At 66.2% G+C, this 13,543-nt stretch carries 15 protein-coding genes and 1 tRNA gene; 12 read left to right on the top strand and 4 right to left on the bottom strand.

Annotated elements, in window-relative coordinates; translation table 11 throughout:
• The first annotated feature begins 2 nt into the window (after positions 1 to 2).
• Positions 3 to 776 carry a Nif3-like dinuclear metal center hexameric protein gene (locus ACSFBE_RS02375; RefSeq protein ID WP_435488757.1) on the top strand — a complete coding sequence of 258 codons (774 nt, stop codon included), beginning with the start codon at positions 3 to 5 and terminating at the stop codon, positions 774 to 776.
• Positions 773 to 1,840, top strand: coding sequence for a 4-hydroxythreonine-4-phosphate dehydrogenase PdxA (gene pdxA, locus ACSFBE_RS02380; protein ID WP_435488758.1), 1,068 nt, complete (start codon positions 773 to 775; stop codon positions 1,838 to 1,840). The genes ACSFBE_RS02375 and pdxA overlap by 4 nt, the downstream gene beginning before the upstream one ends.
• On the opposite strand, the gene mscL is transcribed toward pdxA, so the two are convergent.
• Positions 1,827 to 2,255 (bottom strand): large conductance mechanosensitive channel protein MscL, encoded by a 429-nt coding sequence (mscL, locus tag ACSFBE_RS02385; RefSeq protein ID WP_435488759.1) that lies wholly within the window; start codon positions 2,253 to 2,255, stop codon positions 1,827 to 1,829. The genes pdxA and mscL overlap by 14 nt on opposite strands.
• 156 nt (positions 2,256 to 2,411) lie before the next feature.
• Between mscL and petA the strand changes: the two genes are divergently transcribed.
• From petA to ACSFBE_RS02415, 6 genes are all read left to right on the top strand, one after another.
• Positions 2,412 to 3,026, top strand: coding sequence for a ubiquinol-cytochrome c reductase iron-sulfur subunit (gene petA / locus ACSFBE_RS02390; RefSeq protein WP_435488760.1), 615 nt, complete (start codon positions 2,412 to 2,414; stop codon positions 3,024 to 3,026).
• Positions 3,027 to 3,039: 13 nt separating this feature from the next.
• Positions 3,040 to 4,440 carry a cytochrome b gene (locus ACSFBE_RS02395; RefSeq protein ID WP_435488761.1) on the top strand — a complete coding sequence of 467 codons (1,401 nt, stop codon included), beginning with the start codon at positions 3,040 to 3,042 and terminating at the stop codon, positions 4,438 to 4,440.
• A 16-nt stretch (positions 4,441 to 4,456) separates the two neighbouring features.
• On the top strand, positions 4,457 to 5,212 hold the full coding sequence (locus ACSFBE_RS02400) for a cytochrome c1 (protein WP_435488762.1): 756 nt from the start codon (positions 4,457 to 4,459) through the stop codon (positions 5,210 to 5,212).
• Positions 5,213 to 5,313: 101 nt separating this feature from the next.
• Positions 5,314 to 5,925: a glutathione S-transferase N-terminal domain-containing protein gene (locus ACSFBE_RS02405; protein ID WP_062473683.1), complete on the top strand. Its 612-nt coding sequence runs from the start codon at positions 5,314 to 5,316 to the stop codon at positions 5,923 to 5,925.
• Between the two features lie 29 nt (positions 5,926 to 5,954).
• Positions 5,955 to 6,524: a ClpXP protease specificity-enhancing factor gene (locus ACSFBE_RS02410; RefSeq protein ID WP_435488763.1), complete on the top strand. Its 570-nt coding sequence runs from the start codon at positions 5,955 to 5,957 to the stop codon at positions 6,522 to 6,524.
• Between the two features lie 47 nt (positions 6,525 to 6,571).
• Positions 6,572 to 6,647: transfer RNA gene (locus ACSFBE_RS02415), tRNA-Thr, on the top strand.
• A gap of 24 nt (positions 6,648 to 6,671) precedes the next feature.
• Here ACSFBE_RS02415 and ACSFBE_RS02420 read toward each other — a convergent pair.
• A complete protein-coding gene (locus ACSFBE_RS02420) occupies positions 6,672 to 6,983 on the bottom strand; it encodes a DciA family protein (protein WP_435488764.1) in 312 nt (103 codons plus the stop codon).
• A 160-nt stretch (positions 6,984 to 7,143) separates the two neighbouring features.
• Between ACSFBE_RS02420 and secA the strand changes: the two genes are divergently transcribed.
• From secA to mutT, 4 genes are read left to right on the top strand one after another with little or no spacing between them, the layout of a single operon-like run.
• A complete protein-coding gene (gene secA / locus ACSFBE_RS02425; protein ID WP_435488765.1) occupies positions 7,144 to 9,924 on the top strand; it encodes a preprotein translocase subunit SecA in 2,781 nt (926 codons plus the stop codon).
• Positions 9,925 to 9,957: 33 nt separating this feature from the next.
• On the top strand, positions 9,958 to 11,187 hold the full coding sequence (gene argJ / locus ACSFBE_RS02430) for a bifunctional glutamate N-acetyltransferase/amino-acid acetyltransferase ArgJ (RefSeq protein ID WP_435488766.1): 1,230 nt from the start codon (positions 9,958 to 9,960) through the stop codon (positions 11,185 to 11,187).
• A gap of 4 nt (positions 11,188 to 11,191) precedes the next feature.
• On the top strand, positions 11,192 to 12,061 hold the full coding sequence (locus ACSFBE_RS02435; RefSeq protein WP_435488767.1) for an ATP-binding protein: 870 nt from the start codon (positions 11,192 to 11,194) through the stop codon (positions 12,059 to 12,061).
• Positions 12,058 to 12,489: an 8-oxo-dGTP diphosphatase MutT gene (mutT, locus tag ACSFBE_RS02440; protein WP_435488768.1), complete on the top strand. Its 432-nt coding sequence runs from the start codon at positions 12,058 to 12,060 to the stop codon at positions 12,487 to 12,489. Before ACSFBE_RS02435 ends, mutT begins: the two co-directional genes overlap by 4 nt.
• 22 nt (positions 12,490 to 12,511) lie before the next feature.
• Here mutT and ACSFBE_RS02445 read toward each other — a convergent pair whose 3' ends face one another.
• Together ACSFBE_RS02445 and zapD are read right to left on the bottom strand one after the other, a co-directional pair.
• On the bottom strand, positions 12,512 to 12,724 hold the full coding sequence (locus tag ACSFBE_RS02445; RefSeq protein ID WP_435488769.1) for a DNA gyrase inhibitor YacG: 213 nt from the start codon (positions 12,722 to 12,724) through the stop codon (positions 12,512 to 12,514).
• A 58-nt stretch (positions 12,725 to 12,782) separates the two neighbouring features.
• Complete coding sequence (zapD, locus tag ACSFBE_RS02450; RefSeq protein WP_435488770.1) at positions 12,783 to 13,538, bottom strand: cell division protein ZapD; 756 nt, start codon at positions 13,536 to 13,538, stop codon at positions 12,783 to 12,785.
• Positions 13,539 to 13,543 lie beyond the last annotated feature (5 nt).

Here is a 13,543-nt window from a genome sequence, read left to right on the forward strand (position 1 = left end):
GGATGACGACCACCCGCCACGAACTTCTCCATGCGTTCGACCTGCTGCTGGCCCCTGAGCGCTTCAAGGACTACGGCCCGAACGGCCTGCAGGTCGAGGGGCGCACGACGGTGCGCAAGATCGTCTCGGGCGTGACCGCCAGCCGAGCCCTCATCGAAGCGGCCATCCATGCGGAGGCCGACGCCATCTTCGTGCACCACGGCCTCTTCTGGCGCGGCCAGGATGGCCGGGTGACCGGCTGGATGCGACAGCGCCTGGGCCTGCTGCTGGGCGACGACGTCAATCTGTTCGCCTACCACCTGCCGCTCGACGCCCACCCGGAGCTCGGCAACAACGCGCAGCTCGGGCTGCAACTCGGCCTGGTCGCGCAGCCGGGCTCGGCGGGGCGCTTCGGCGAGCAGGACCTGGGCTTCATCGGTGGCCGCATCGACGGCGAGGCCTTCCTCGATGCCGCGGCGTTGGCGGCGCATGCGCAGAAGGTGCTCGGTCGACAGGTCACGCTGGTCGACGGCGGACGGCGGCCCATCAAGACCGTGGCTTGGTGCACCGGTGGGGCGCAGGGCCACTTCGAGGCGGCCATCGCTGCAGGCGCCGATGCCTTCCTGACCGGCGAGATCTCCGAGCCGCAGGCGCACTATGCACGCGAGATGGGCGTGACCTTCCTGGCCTGCGGCCACCATGCCACCGAGCGCTATGGGGCACCGGCGGTGGCCGCGCACATCGCGGCGCAGCTCGGACTGGCGCACGAGTTCATCGACATCGACAACCCGGCATGACGACGTCTCCCGAGCGCGCCTTGCCCATGGCCATCACCATGGGCGACCCGGCCGGCATCGGCCCGGAGATCGTGGTCAAGGCCTTCCGAGGCGCGCCCTCGCTCTTGCGTGGGTGTTTCGTCGTGGGCGATCTGGCCACGCTGCGTGCGGCGCAGCGGATGCTGGGCGACGTTGCCAGCACGTCAATGCCCATCGCCCTGATCGACGATGCGAAGGAGGTCGCGCAGTTGCCGCCGCACTGCATCCCGCTGCTGCAGGCCATCGCCCCGCCGGAGGGTGTGACCCTCGGGCACGTCAGCGCTGCGGCCGGCCGGGCCGCCGGCGACTGCGTGCTCTGGGCGGCCCGTGCGGCCTTGGCCGGGCAGGTGGCCGCGATCGTCACCGCGCCCTTGCACAAGGAGTCGCTGGCCGCCGCCGGCTTCGCCTTCCCGGGCCATACCGAACTGCTGCAGGCCGAGGCGGCGGCGCATCTCGGACGCCCGGTGGCCGAGGTGCCGGTTCGGATGATGCTGGCCAACGACGAACTGCGCACGGTGCTCGTGAGCATCCATGTCTCGCTGCGCGACGCCATCGAGGCCGTGCATGTCGACGGGGTGCGAGAGACGATCCGCATCGCGCACGAGGCGCTCGCTGCCGTGCTCGGTCGTGCGCCGCGCATCGGCGTGGCCGGGTTGAATCCCCATGCCGGCGAGGGCGGTCTGTTTGGCTCGGAGGAGCGCGCGGTGATCGCACCTGCGATCGCCGCCGCCCGCGCCGCCGGCATCGACGTGCACGGCCCCTATGCGCCGGACACCATCTTCATGCGGGCGCGTGCGACGCCGACGAAGGCCGGGGAATTCGATGTGGTGATCGCGATGTACCACGACCAGGGCTTGATTCCGGTGAAGTACCTGGGCGTGGAGAAGGGCGTGAACGTCACGCTCGGCCTGCCGCTGGTGCGCACCAGCCCGGACCATGGCACGGCCTTCGACATCGCCGGCACCGGGCGGGCCGACGCATCGAGCCTCGTCGAGGCCATCCGCATGGCGCGGGCGCTGGCGCCCGACGCGCTCAGGGGCGCTTGAGGCTGTCGCGGATCTCGCGCAGCAACGTGATGTCCTCGGGCGGCGTGGCCGCCGGCGGCGCCGCTTCTTCTTTCTTGCGCAGCTTGTTCACCTGCTTGACCATCATGAAGATGATGAAGGCGAGGATCAGGAAATTGACCGCGATGGTGATGAAATTGCCGTACGCCAGCACCGGCACGCCGGCCTTCTTCAAGTCCGCCAGATTGTTCGCCACGCCGGCCGGCGCGCTGCCCAGAACGACGTAGAGGTTGGAGAAGTCGAGCTTGCCGAAGACCAAGCCGACGATCGGCATGATGATGTCGGTGACCAGCGAGTCGACGATCTTGCCGAAGGCAGCGCCGATGATCACGCCGACCGCCAGATCGATCACGTTGCCCTTGACCGCGAACTCGCGGAACTCCTTCAAAACGCTCATTGCAAGGTCCTCGACCGTATGTGGGCGGCCAGTATAGGAGCCATCGCGCAGCGTGCGTGCGCCCGCCGCAGCCGGTCTGCGCGCGTTGAATTCGCTTGTGACGCTCCGCTACAATCGTTGGTTGACCCCACCCCAGCGACAAGATTGAGGCCCCCCATGAGTGACATCCCCGTCGGCGCCCCCCGGATCGACAAGAGCAAGCGGACGTGGTTGATCGCCTCCGGCTGTGCCGGCGCGGTGGGTGGCGTTGCAACTGCCGTCCCTTTCGTCAGCACCTTCCAGCCTTCCGAGCGGGCCAAGGCTGCGGGTGCACCGATCGAGGTGGACATCGGCGCCATGCAGGTCGGCGAGAAGCTCACGGTCGAATGGCGCGGCAAGCCGGTGTGGATCCTCAAGCGCTCGCCGCAGCAGATCGCCGAACTCTCGAAGCTCGATGGCCAACTGGCCGACCCGAAGTCCGCGCGCAACCCCGCCGAATTCACCCCCGAGTACGCCCGCAACGAAGGCCGTTCGATCAAGCCCGAAGTCCTGGTGGTGGTCGGCATCTGCACGCACCTGGGCTGCTCGCCGATCGACAGGCTCCAGGCCGGCCCACAGCCTTCGCTGCCCGACAACTGGGAGGGCGGCTTCCTCTGCCCCTGCCACGGTTCGACCTTCGACCTGGCCGGCCGCGTCTTCAAGAACAAGCCCGCGCCCGACAACCTGCCGGTGCCGCCGCACATGTACCTGTCGGACACCCGCCTGCTCATCGGCGAAGACAAGAAGGCCTGAGGGAAGAGACGACATGGCTGAATTCAAGGAAATCTCCCCCAACGCCCCGGCTGCCGAGCGAGCGCTCAACTGGGTCGACAACCGCTTCCCGCTGACCAAGCTGTGGAACGACCAGTGGGGCAAGTACTACGCGCCCAAGAACTTCAACTGGTGGTACATCTTCGGCTCGCTCGCGATGCTGGTGCTGGTCATCCAGATCGTGACCGGCATTTTCCTGGTGATGCACTACAAGCCCGACGCGAACCTCGCTTTCGCCTCGGTCGAATACATCATGCGCGACGTGCCCTGGGGCTGGCTGATCCGCTACATGCACTCCACCGGCGCCTCGGCGTTCTTCGTGGTGGTGTACCTGCACATGTTCCGCGGCCTCATCTACGGCAGCTACCGCAAGCCGCGCGAACTGATCTGGATCTTCGGCTGCGCGATCTTCCTGTGCCTGATGGCCGAAGCCTTCATGGGCTACCTGCTGCCCTGGGGCCAGATGAGCTACTGGGGCGCGCAGGTGATCGTGAACCTGTTCGCCGCGATTCCTTTCGTCGGCCCCGACCTCGCGCTGCTGATCCGCGGCGATTACGTGGTGAGCGACGCCACGCTCAACCGCTTCTTCAGCTTCCATGTGATCGCCGTGCCGCTGGTGCTGCTCGGCCTGGTGGTCGCCCACCTGATCGCGCTGCACGAAGTCGGCTCGAACAACCCGGACGGCATCGAGATCAAGGCCCATCGCGGCCCCGACGGTCACCCGCTGGACGGCATCCCGTCGCACCCGTACTACACGGTGCACGACATCTTCGGCGTCGTGATCTTCCTGACGATCTTCTCGGCCATCATCTTCTTCGCACCGGAGATGGGCGGCTATTTCCTCGAGTACAACAACTTCATCCCGGCCGATTCGCTCAAGACGCCGAACCACATCGCACCGGTCTGGTACTTCACGCCCTTCTATTCGATGCTGCGCGCCATCACCAGCGAGATGATGTACGCGCTCATCGCCTGCGTCGTGGCGGCTGCCGTGTTCGGCGTGTGGAAGGCGCGCGTCGCGACCCTGGTCAAGGGCGCGATCGTCGTCGCCGCAGTCGTCGTCGCCGCACTGATGCTGGCGATCGACGCCAAGTTCTGGGGCGTGGTCGTGATGGGCGGCGCCGTGATCATCCTGTTCTTCCTGCCCTGGCTGGACCACAGCCCGGTGCGCTCGATCCGCTACCGCCCGAGCTGGAACAAGGTGCTCTACGGCATCTTCGTCATCAACTTCCTGATCCTGGGCTACCTGGGCGTACAGCCGCCGTCGCCGATCGGCGAACGCGTCTCGCAAGTGGGCACCCTGTTCTATTTCGGTTTCTTCCTGCTGATGCCGTGGTGGAGCCGCCTTGGTGAGTTCAAGCCGGTGCCCGAGCGCGTGACCTTCGCTGCGCACTGAGCTGGAGAGAAGAAGAATGAAGAAACTGATCCTCACGCTGATCGCCGCCCTTGGCATCGTCACCGGCGCCCACGCCGCGGAAGGCGGAATCGCCTGGGACAAGGCGCCCAACCGCACCAACGACCTGGCGTCGCTGCAGAACGGCGCCAAGCTGTTCGTCAACTACTGCCTGGGCTGCCATTCGGCCGCCTTCATGCGCTTCAACCGCCTGCAGGACATCGGCATCTCGGAGCAGCAGATCAAGGACAACCTGCTGTTCACGACCGAGAAGGTCGGTGATGTGATGAAGGCCAACATCGATCCGCGCCAAGCCAAGGAATGGTTCGGCGCCAATCCGCCGGACCTGACGTTGGTGGCGCGCTCGCGCGCGGGCCACGGCGGCACCGGTGCCGACTACCTGTACACGTACCTGCGCACCTACTACCGCGACGACACCAAGGCGACCGGCTGGAACAACCTGGCCTTCCCCAGCGTCGGCATGCCGAACGTGCTGTGGGAACTGCAGGGCGATCGCCGCCCGGTCTACACCAAGGTGACGCAGCATGGCCACGAGGTGGACGTGCTCAAGGGCTGGGAACAGGTCACGCCCGGCGCGATGACGCCGCTGCAGTTCGACCAGGCGGTCGGCGACCTCGTCAACTACATGCAGTGGATGGCCGAGCCGGCCCAGAACACCCGCATTCGCGTCGGTGTCTGGGTGCTATTGTTCCTCGTAATGGCACTGGTCTTCGTCTGGCGACTCAACGCCTCGTACTGGAAAGACGTCAAGTAGTCGCTTCCATGCCGACCGACGGGCGCCACGGGGCGCCGCCGGTCCCGCAGAGTGGGTTGCCAACGCGACCCACTCTTTTTGATTTTTAGGAGTCTCCCGCCATGATGGTTCTGTATTCAGGTACGACCTGCCCCTTTTCCCACCGCTGCCGCTTCGTCCTGTTCGAAAAGGGCATGGACTTCGAAATCCGCGACGTTGATCTGTACAACAAGCCCGAAGACATCAGCGTGATGAACCCGTACGGCCAGGTGCCCATCCTGGTCGAACGCGACCTGATCCTGTACGAGTCGAACATCATCAACGAGTACATCGACGAGCGCTTCCCGCATCCGCAACTGATGCCCGGCGACCCGGTCGACCGCGCCCGCGTGCGCCTGTTCCTGCTCAACTTCGAGAAGGAACTGTTCGTTCATGTGGCCACGCTCGAGAACCGCACCGCCAAGGGCAACGAGAAGGCGCTGGAGAAGGCGCGTTCGCACATCCGCGACCGTCTGACGCAGCTGGCACCCGTGTTCCTCAAGAACAAGTACATGCTGGGCGACAACTTCTCGATGCTCGACGTGGCGATCGCACCGCTGCTCTGGCGCCTCGACTACTACGGCATCGACCTCAGCAAGAACGCTGCGCCGCTGCTGAAGTACGCCGAGCGCATCTTCTCGCGCCCAGCCTACATCGAAGCGCTGACGCCCTCCGAAAAGGTCATGCGCAAGTAAGCGCCTTTCAACGCGTCTTTCCCGCTCCCATGCTCAACGCGCTCGAATCGTCTTCCACCCGTCCGTACCTGATCCGGGCGATGTACGAATGGTGCACCGACAACGGCTTCACGCCCTATGTCGCGGTGCAGGTCGACGACACCGTTCAAGTGCCGCGCGAGTACGTCAAGAACGGCGAGATCGTGCTCAACGTCAGCTTCGACGCGACCAGTTCGCTGAAGCTGGGCAACGAGTTCATCGAGTTCAAGGCGCGCTTCGCCGGTACCGCGCGCGAGATTGTCGTGCCCGTCGGGCGCGTGATCGCAATCTACGCGCGGGAGAACGGGCAGGGCATGGCTTTCCCCGCACCGGCCGCGGCGACGGGCGATGGGCCCGCGCCGTCGTCCACGGCCGCCACAACCCCTGCAGCGGTGCCGCGCCCCGCGTTGCGCGATGCCTCGCGCGACGCCGACGCTGACGCCGGCAAGATCGTCCACCTGGTGACGGGCGACATCGCACCGGACGCATCCGGAGAAGGCGACACGAGCACCGATTCGACCGAGCCTCCGCGCCCGCCGACCGGTGGCGGCACCAAGCCGTCCCTCAAGCGCGTCAAGTAGCTTCGTCGGCGCGTGCCCGGGTGCGCGTTCGATAGAATCCAGCCCGTGCCGCTTTAGCTCAGTTGGTAGAGCAACCGCCTTGTAAGCGGTAGGTCGTCAGTTCGATTCCGACAAGCGGCACCATCCCCACGCAGCCCTCTGGCCTGCTCAGCGTCGTGTCTGCACCTTGATGCGGATGCTCGCCACCTTCCAGCCTCGCGCGTTCAGCCGGGCCACCAGCGCAGGGGCCAACTGGCGCAGCTTCGCAGCGGCCGCGCTGCCTTGCACCAGCAGGCACCACACATCGTCTTCGGCCGGCCCAGGCTTGACCGCAGGACGCATCTCTATCGGGATCAGGGCCTCGACCGCCTTCAGTCGTTCGGCGGCGTCCTGGGCGCGCTGCAGCAAGCCGGCGAGCGTCGGCGAGCCGTCGGCGGCCTGCAGCAAGGTGAAGGAATTGAATCGGCGATTCGATGACATGAGAGGTGGGCCCCAAGTGGCTAAAATGCCCGGTTTGCCGGCGTTCGCGCCGGCACGGGCCGCTTGCTTTTCGCGAAAGCGCGCCCAAGTGCTTTCACCCTATCTTAGGGATTCGTAGCAGCAACCGAACAGCTTCGGACGCGCGATCGATCCTTCACACATGGCCACCAACTTCCTCACTCACATCTTCGGCAGTCGCAACGACCGGCTACTCAAGCAGTACCGCAAGACCGTCGAACGCATCAACGCCCTCGAGCCGCAGTTCGAGACACTCAGCGACGATGCACTGCGCGCCAAGACGGGGGAGTTCAAGGACCGCATCGCCAAGGGCGAGTTGCTCGACGACCTGCTGCCGGAAGCCTTTGCCACCGTGCGCGAGGGTTCCAAGCGCGTCATGAAAATGCGCCACTTCGACGTTCAGTTGCTGGGCGGCATGGCGCTGCACAACGGCAAGATCTCCGAGATGCGCACCGGCGAAGGCAAGACGCTGACCGCCACGCTGCCGGTGTACCTCAATGCGCTGGCCGGCAAGGGCGTGCACGTGGTCACCGTGAACGACTACTTGGCCAATCGCGACGCGCAGTGGATGGGGCGCCTCTACAACTTCCTCGGTCTGACGGTGGGCATCAACCTGCCCAACATGCCGCGCGAGGAGAAGCAGGCGGCCTACAGTTCCGACATCACCTACGGAACGAACAACGAGTACGGCTTCGACTACCTGCGCGACAACATGGTGTACGAGGTGCAAGACCGCGTGCAGCGCGTGCTGAACTACGCGATCGTCGACGAGGTCGACTCGATCCTGATCGACGAGGCCCGCACCCCACTGATCATCAGCGGCCAGGCCGAAGACCACACCGACCTGTACCTCGCGATCAACAAGGTCGTGCCCCTGCTCGTGAAGCAGGAGGGCGAGGAAGACCCGCGCACCGGCGAGGGTGTGACGAAGCCCGGCGACTTCACCGTCGACGAGAAGACGCACCAGGTGTTCCTCACCGAAGCCGGCCACGAGAAGGCCGAACAGCTGCTGTCGGAATTCAAGCTGCTGCCCGAGGGCGCGTCGCTCTACGACCCGGCCAACATCACGCTGATGCATCACCTGAATGCCGCGCTGCGCGCCCGGCATCTCTACCACCGCGACCAGCACTACGTGGTGCAGCAGGGCGAAGTGGTGATCGTCGACGAATTCACCGGCCGCCTGATGAGCGGTCGCCGCTGGAGCGACGGCCTGCACCAGGCGGTGGAAGCCAAGGAAGGCGTGGAGATCCAGCCCGAGAACCAGACGCTGGCCTCGATCACCTTCCAGAACTACTTCCGGCTGTATGCCAAGCTGGCCGGTATGACCGGCACCGCCGACACCGAGGCCTACGAGTTCCAGGAAATCTATGGGCTCGAGACAGTCATCATCCCGCCGAACCGCATCAGCAAGCGCGACGACCAGCTCGACCGCGTCTACAAGACGACGCGCGAGAAATACGAGGCCGCGATCCAGGACATCCGCGAGTGCTACGAACGCGGCCAGCCGGTGCTGGTGGGCACCTCGTCGATCGAGAACTCGGAAATCATCGACGCGTTGCTGACCAAGGCCGACCTGCCGCACCAGGTGCTCAACGCGAAGCAGCATGCGCGCGAGGCCGACATCGTGGCGCAGGCCGGCCGCGCGAAGATGATCACCATCGCGACCAACATGGCGGGCCGCGGGACGGACATCGTGCTCGGCGGCAACATCGAGAAGGCGATCGCCGCGGTCGAGGCCGACGAGGCGCTGGACGAGACGGCCAAGGCCGCCGAGATTGCGCGCGTGCGTGCCGAATGGACGAAGGACCACGAGTCCATCAAGGCCCTCGGTGGCCTGCGCATCATCGCGACCGAGCGCCACGAGTCGCGCCGCATCGACAACCAGCTTCGCGGCCGCTCGGGCCGCCAGGGCGACCCGGGTTCCTCGCGCTTCTACCTGAGCCTGGACGATCCGCTGATGCGCATCTTCGCGGGCGACCGCGTCAAGGCCATCATGGACCGGCTGAAGATGCCGGACGGCGAGGCCATCGAAGCCGGCATCGTCACCCGCAGCATCGAGAGCGCGCAACGCAAGGTCGAGGCGCGCAACTTCGACGTGCGCAAGCAGCTGCTCGAATACGACGATGTGTCGAACGACCAGCGCAAGGTGATCTACCAGCAGCGCAACGACATCCTCGACGCCACCGACCTCGGCGCCCAGATCGCGGCGCTGCGCGAAGGTTGCTTCACCGACCTGGTGCGGCAGTACGTGCCTGCCGAGTCGGTCGAAGAGCAGTGGGACCTGGCTGGCCTCGAGAAGGCGCTGGCCAACGACGGGGGCCTGGAGCTGCCGCTGCGCCAGGAAGTCGAAGCGGCCACGGCCATCAGCGACGAAGACATCGTCGAGAAGGTGGTGGCGGCTGCCAATGCAGCCTTCGATGCCAAGGTGGCGTTGGTCGGTGCCGAGAACTTCACCCAGTTCGAACGCATGGTGCTGCTGCAGAGCATCGACACGCACTGGCGCGAGCACCTGGCCTCGCTCGACTACCTGCGCCAGGGCATCCACCTGCGAGGCTATGCGCAGAAGCAGCCCAAGCAGGAATACAAGCGCGAGGCCTTCGAACTCTTCGGTCAGCTGCTCGATTCGGTGAAGAACGAAGTCACCCGGCAGCTGATGACGGTGCGGGTGCAATCGAGCGAGCAGCTCGAAGCGGCGGCCGACACCATGGAAAGCCGCGCCGAATCCATCACGAACATCACCTACACCGCGCCCACCGAGACCGGTGAGGTCGAGGTCCGTGTCGACGAAGACAGCACGCGGCGTGTGGCAGCCGGTGCCGGGCTGAGCGCCGAGGCGGCCGCCTTCGCGCGCGTCGGCCGCAACGACCCCTGCCCCTGCGGCAGCGGCAAGAAGTTCAAGCAGTGCCACGGCAAGCTGACCTGATCCCCACCCACCGTTTTTGCTGAAGACGACGCCATGCCAGTGAACCTTTCTCCTCCCAACCCGGCAGCGCTTCATGCAGTCGACGGCGTGCGCATCGGCGTGGCCGAAGCCGGCATCCGCAAGGCGAACCGCAAGGACCTCACGGTGGTGCTGATCGACGAAGGCGCTGCCGTCGGCGGCGTGTTCACCCAGAACCGCTTCTGCGCCGCGCCGGTGCAGGTGTGCCGCGAGCATCTGGCCAAGGGCTACGGCATCCGCGCGATGCTGATCAACACCGGCAACGCGAATGCGGGCACCGGGCAGGACGGGCTGGCGCGCACGCATCAGAGTTGCGTCGCGCTGGCACGCGAACTGAACATCGCGCCCGAACAGATCCTGCCCTTCTCCACCGGTGTGATCATGGAGCCGCTGCCGGTAGAGCGCATCGAGGCCGGCCTGCCGGCCGCCTTGGCCGATGCCGCGCCCCAGCACTGGGCGCGCGCCGCCGAAGGCATCATGACCACCGACACCGTGCCCAAGGCCTTCAGCCAGCAGGTGCAGATCGGTGGCGCGACCGTCACCATCACCGGCATCAGCAAGGGCGCCGGAATGATCCGGCCGAACATGGCGACGATGCTGGGCTTCATGGCGACCGACGCGCAAATCGACCCGGCGTTGATCCAGCCCCTGGCCAAGGCGTTGGCCGATGCCTCGTTCAACCGCGTGACGATCGACGGCGACACCTCGACCAACGATTCCTTCGTCGTCATCGCGACGCAGAAGGCGGCGCATGCGCGCATCGATTCGCTCGACTCGGCCGATGGCCGCACGCTGCTCGAGGCGATGCAGAAGGTCGCGCGCCTGTTGGCCCAGGCCATCGTGCGCGACGGCGAGGGCGCCACCAAGTTCATCACCATCCGCGTCGAAGGCGGCCGCGATGGTGCCGAGTGCCGTCAGGTGGCCTACGCGGTCGCGCATTCGCCGCTGGTCAAGACGGCTTTCTTCGCCAGCGACCCGAACCTGGGCCGCATCCTCGCGGCGGTCGGCTATGCCGGCATCGATGACCTGGACCCGACGGGCATCGATCTGTATCTGGACGACGTGCACGTGGCCGTCAAGGGCGGCCGCAATCCGGCCTATCGCGAAGAAGACGGCCAGCGCGTGATGAAGCAGAGCGAGATCACCGTGCGCATCGCGCTCGGGCGCGGCAGTGCCACCGACACGGTGTGGACCTGCGACCTGAGCCACGACTACGTGTCGATCAACGCCGACTACCGCTCCTGAGCCGATGAACGAGAAGTTCGAGCACCTCATCGAGCGGGCCGAACAGCTCATCGCCCGCATCGAGTCGATTCTTCCGCAGCCGCTGCAGGCGCCGGCCGACTGGAACGCTGCCATCGCCTGGCGCTACCGCCGGCGCAGCTCGGGCCACGGCACGCTGGAGCCGGTGCGCCACTTGGCGCCGATGCCGCTCGAGGCGCTGAAGGAAATCGACCTTCAGAAGGAAAAGATCGAGCGCAACACCCGGCAGTTCGTCGAGGGCAAACCGGCCAACAACGTGCTGCTGACCGGCGCGCGCGGTACCGGCAAGTCCTCGCTCATCCGGGCCTGCCTGCAGGCCTATGCGCCGCAGGGCCTGCGCCTGATCGAGGTCGACAAGGCCGAACTCACCGACCTGCCGGACATCGTCGAGGTGGTGGCGAATCGTCCCGAGAAGTTCATCGTCTTCAGCGACGACCTGAGCTTCGACGAAGGCGAGCCCGGCTACAAGGCGCTCAAGTCCATCCTCGACGGCTCGGTGGCGGCGTCGACGCCCAATGTGCTGATCTATGCGACCAGCAATCGGCGCCACCTGCTGCCCGAGTACATGAAGGACAACCTCAGCTACACGCACACCGACGACGGCGAGGTGCATCCGGGCGAGGTGATCGAGGAAAAGATCTCTCTGTCGGAGCGCTTCGGCTTGTGGGTGAGCTTCTACCCCTTCAGCCAGGCCGAGTACCTGGCGATCGTGGCGCAGTGGCTCTCCTCCTTCGGCGTCGATCCGAAGGCCATCGAGACCGCGCGGCCCGAGGCGTTGGTCTGGGCTCTGGAGCGCGGTTCGCGCAGCGGACGCGTGGCCTATCAGTTCGCGCGCGACTACGTGGGGCGCTCATGAGCACCGGCGCCGCTGTGGAAGGCCGCAAGCACACCGAGGTCGCGGTGGGTATCCTGATCGGCGGTGACGAGGCCCTGCTGCTGTCGACCCGGCCCGAGGGCAAGCCCTACGCCGGCTACTGGGAGTTTCCGGGGGGCAAGATCGAAGCCGGCGAGACGGTCGAGCAGGCGCTGCGCCGCGAGTTGCAGGAAGAGCTCGGCATCACCATCGCTGCGGCCGAGGTCTGGAAGATCACCGAACACGACTATCCGCACGCGCTGGTGCGCCTGCACTGGTGCAAGGTGCGCGAGTGGGACGGCGACTTCGAGATGCGGGAAGGCCAGGCGATGCGCTGGCAGCAGTTGCCGCTCGACGTCACGCCGGTGCTGCCGGGTGCGCTGCCGGTGCTGGCCTGGCTGGCCGAAGAGCGGGCCGCACGGGCCGGCTGAGCGCGATTCTGGGTCGCTGCGGCTACTGCAGCCGCGGGTCGCCGAAGGGCTCGTCGTCCGGCGGCGTGTCGGCCGGCATCCGGAATTCTTCACTGGCCCAGGCACCGAGATCGACGCCCTTGCAACGCGCGCTGCAGAAGGGGCGGTAGGGGTTACCGGGGCCGTAGATGCTGTCCTGAGCGCAGGCCGGGCATCGCACGATGCGGTCGCCGTCAGAGGTGGTGCGGGTCTTCATGGGCTTTCTCCTGCGCGTCGTGCCGCAAGCTGCGACGCCGGTTCTTTGCTGTCGCCCGTCAGGCGCACAGCGTGAGTTCGAAGGGGGTGTCGTCGTGGCTGGCGTGGAGGCGGTCGTCCGAGGCGTGGCGCATCAGCCGCACCGACACCATCAGCCGGTTGCCGCTGATCTCGGGAATCAGACCAAGGCGCGGATCGATCCGAAGGCGCAGCAGCTGAAAGCTGCGTCCCTGCGGCAGCGTCTGCTGGAACTGCCCGCCGGTGGCGATGACCTTGTACGGCACGTCGGCGTCACGCAGCAGCTTGAGCAGCAGGTAGATCGACTCGGCCAGCGGCGCCAGGGTCGACGACCAGCGTTCGAGGTCGGTGCGGCGCATCGGGGGCGGGCGGTGCTGCCACGCATGGTAGGCCGGCAGGTCGAATTCGCAGGTGCCGCCGGGGATGCTCGCGCGGCTGCGGATGCTCATCAACCATTCGTTCTCGGTCAGCGACTGGCCGGCCTTGCCGGGCACCGTGTTGAGCGTCGTGAAATTGCGCTCGAGCTGGCCGACCACCTGGTCGAGCACCGCCTCGGCGATGGCCGGATTGCCGCGGTAGCTGTTGAAGACGTTCTTGTGCTTGTCGAGATCGCGTAGCACGTCGGCCTTGAGATCGGCGCGCGCGGCCACGTCCATGATCTCGAAGATCGTGACGAGGGCGTAGTGGTGCGAGAGGGCGGAGTCTGCGGGTACCAGCTCGCCCAGCCGGCGGAACAGGTGCTCCAGACGCAGGTAGGTCCGGATGCGCTCGTTGAAGGGGTACTCGTAAAGAATCACGCGGT

Source organism: Variovorax sucrosi, assembly GCF_051216635.1.
Classification (GTDB): domain Bacteria; phylum Pseudomonadota; class Gammaproteobacteria; order Burkholderiales; family Burkholderiaceae_C; genus Variovorax.

Coding starts and splice junctions, on each gene's coding strand:
- ACSFBE_RS02435 (WP_435488767.1), top strand. CDS start 11,192: ATGAACGAGAAGTTCGAGCACCTCATCGAGCGGGCCGAACAGCTCATC.
- mscL (WP_435488759.1), bottom strand. CDS start 2,255: ATGAGCGTTTTGAAGGAGTTCCGCGAGTTCGCGGTCAAGGGCAACGTG.
- ACSFBE_RS02395 (WP_435488761.1), top strand. CDS start 3,040: ATGGCTGAATTCAAGGAAATCTCCCCCAACGCCCCGGCTGCCGAGCGA.
- petA (WP_435488760.1), top strand. CDS start 2,412: ATGAGTGACATCCCCGTCGGCGCCCCCCGGATCGACAAGAGCAAGCGG.
- mutT (WP_435488768.1), top strand. CDS start 12,058: ATGAGCACCGGCGCCGCTGTGGAAGGCCGCAAGCACACCGAGGTCGCG.
- ACSFBE_RS02405 (WP_062473683.1), top strand. CDS start 5,314: ATGATGGTTCTGTATTCAGGTACGACCTGCCCCTTTTCCCACCGCTGC.
- ACSFBE_RS02410 (WP_435488763.1), top strand. CDS start 5,955: ATGCTCAACGCGCTCGAATCGTCTTCCACCCGTCCGTACCTGATCCGG.
- ACSFBE_RS02420 (WP_435488764.1), bottom strand. CDS start 6,983: ATGTCATCGAATCGCCGATTCAATTCCTTCACCTTGCTGCAGGCCGCC.
- ACSFBE_RS02445 (WP_435488769.1), bottom strand. CDS start 12,724: ATGAAGACCCGCACCACCTCTGACGGCGACCGCATCGTGCGATGCCCG.
- ACSFBE_RS02375 (WP_435488757.1), top strand. CDS start 3: ATGACGACCACCCGCCACGAACTTCTCCATGCGTTCGACCTGCTGCTG.
- ACSFBE_RS02400 (WP_435488762.1), top strand. CDS start 4,457: ATGAAGAAACTGATCCTCACGCTGATCGCCGCCCTTGGCATCGTCACC.
- pdxA (WP_435488758.1), top strand. CDS start 773: ATGACGACGTCTCCCGAGCGCGCCTTGCCCATGGCCATCACCATGGGC.
- argJ (WP_435488766.1), top strand. CDS start 9,958: ATGCCAGTGAACCTTTCTCCTCCCAACCCGGCAGCGCTTCATGCAGTC.
- secA (WP_435488765.1), top strand. CDS start 7,144: ATGGCCACCAACTTCCTCACTCACATCTTCGGCAGTCGCAACGACCGG.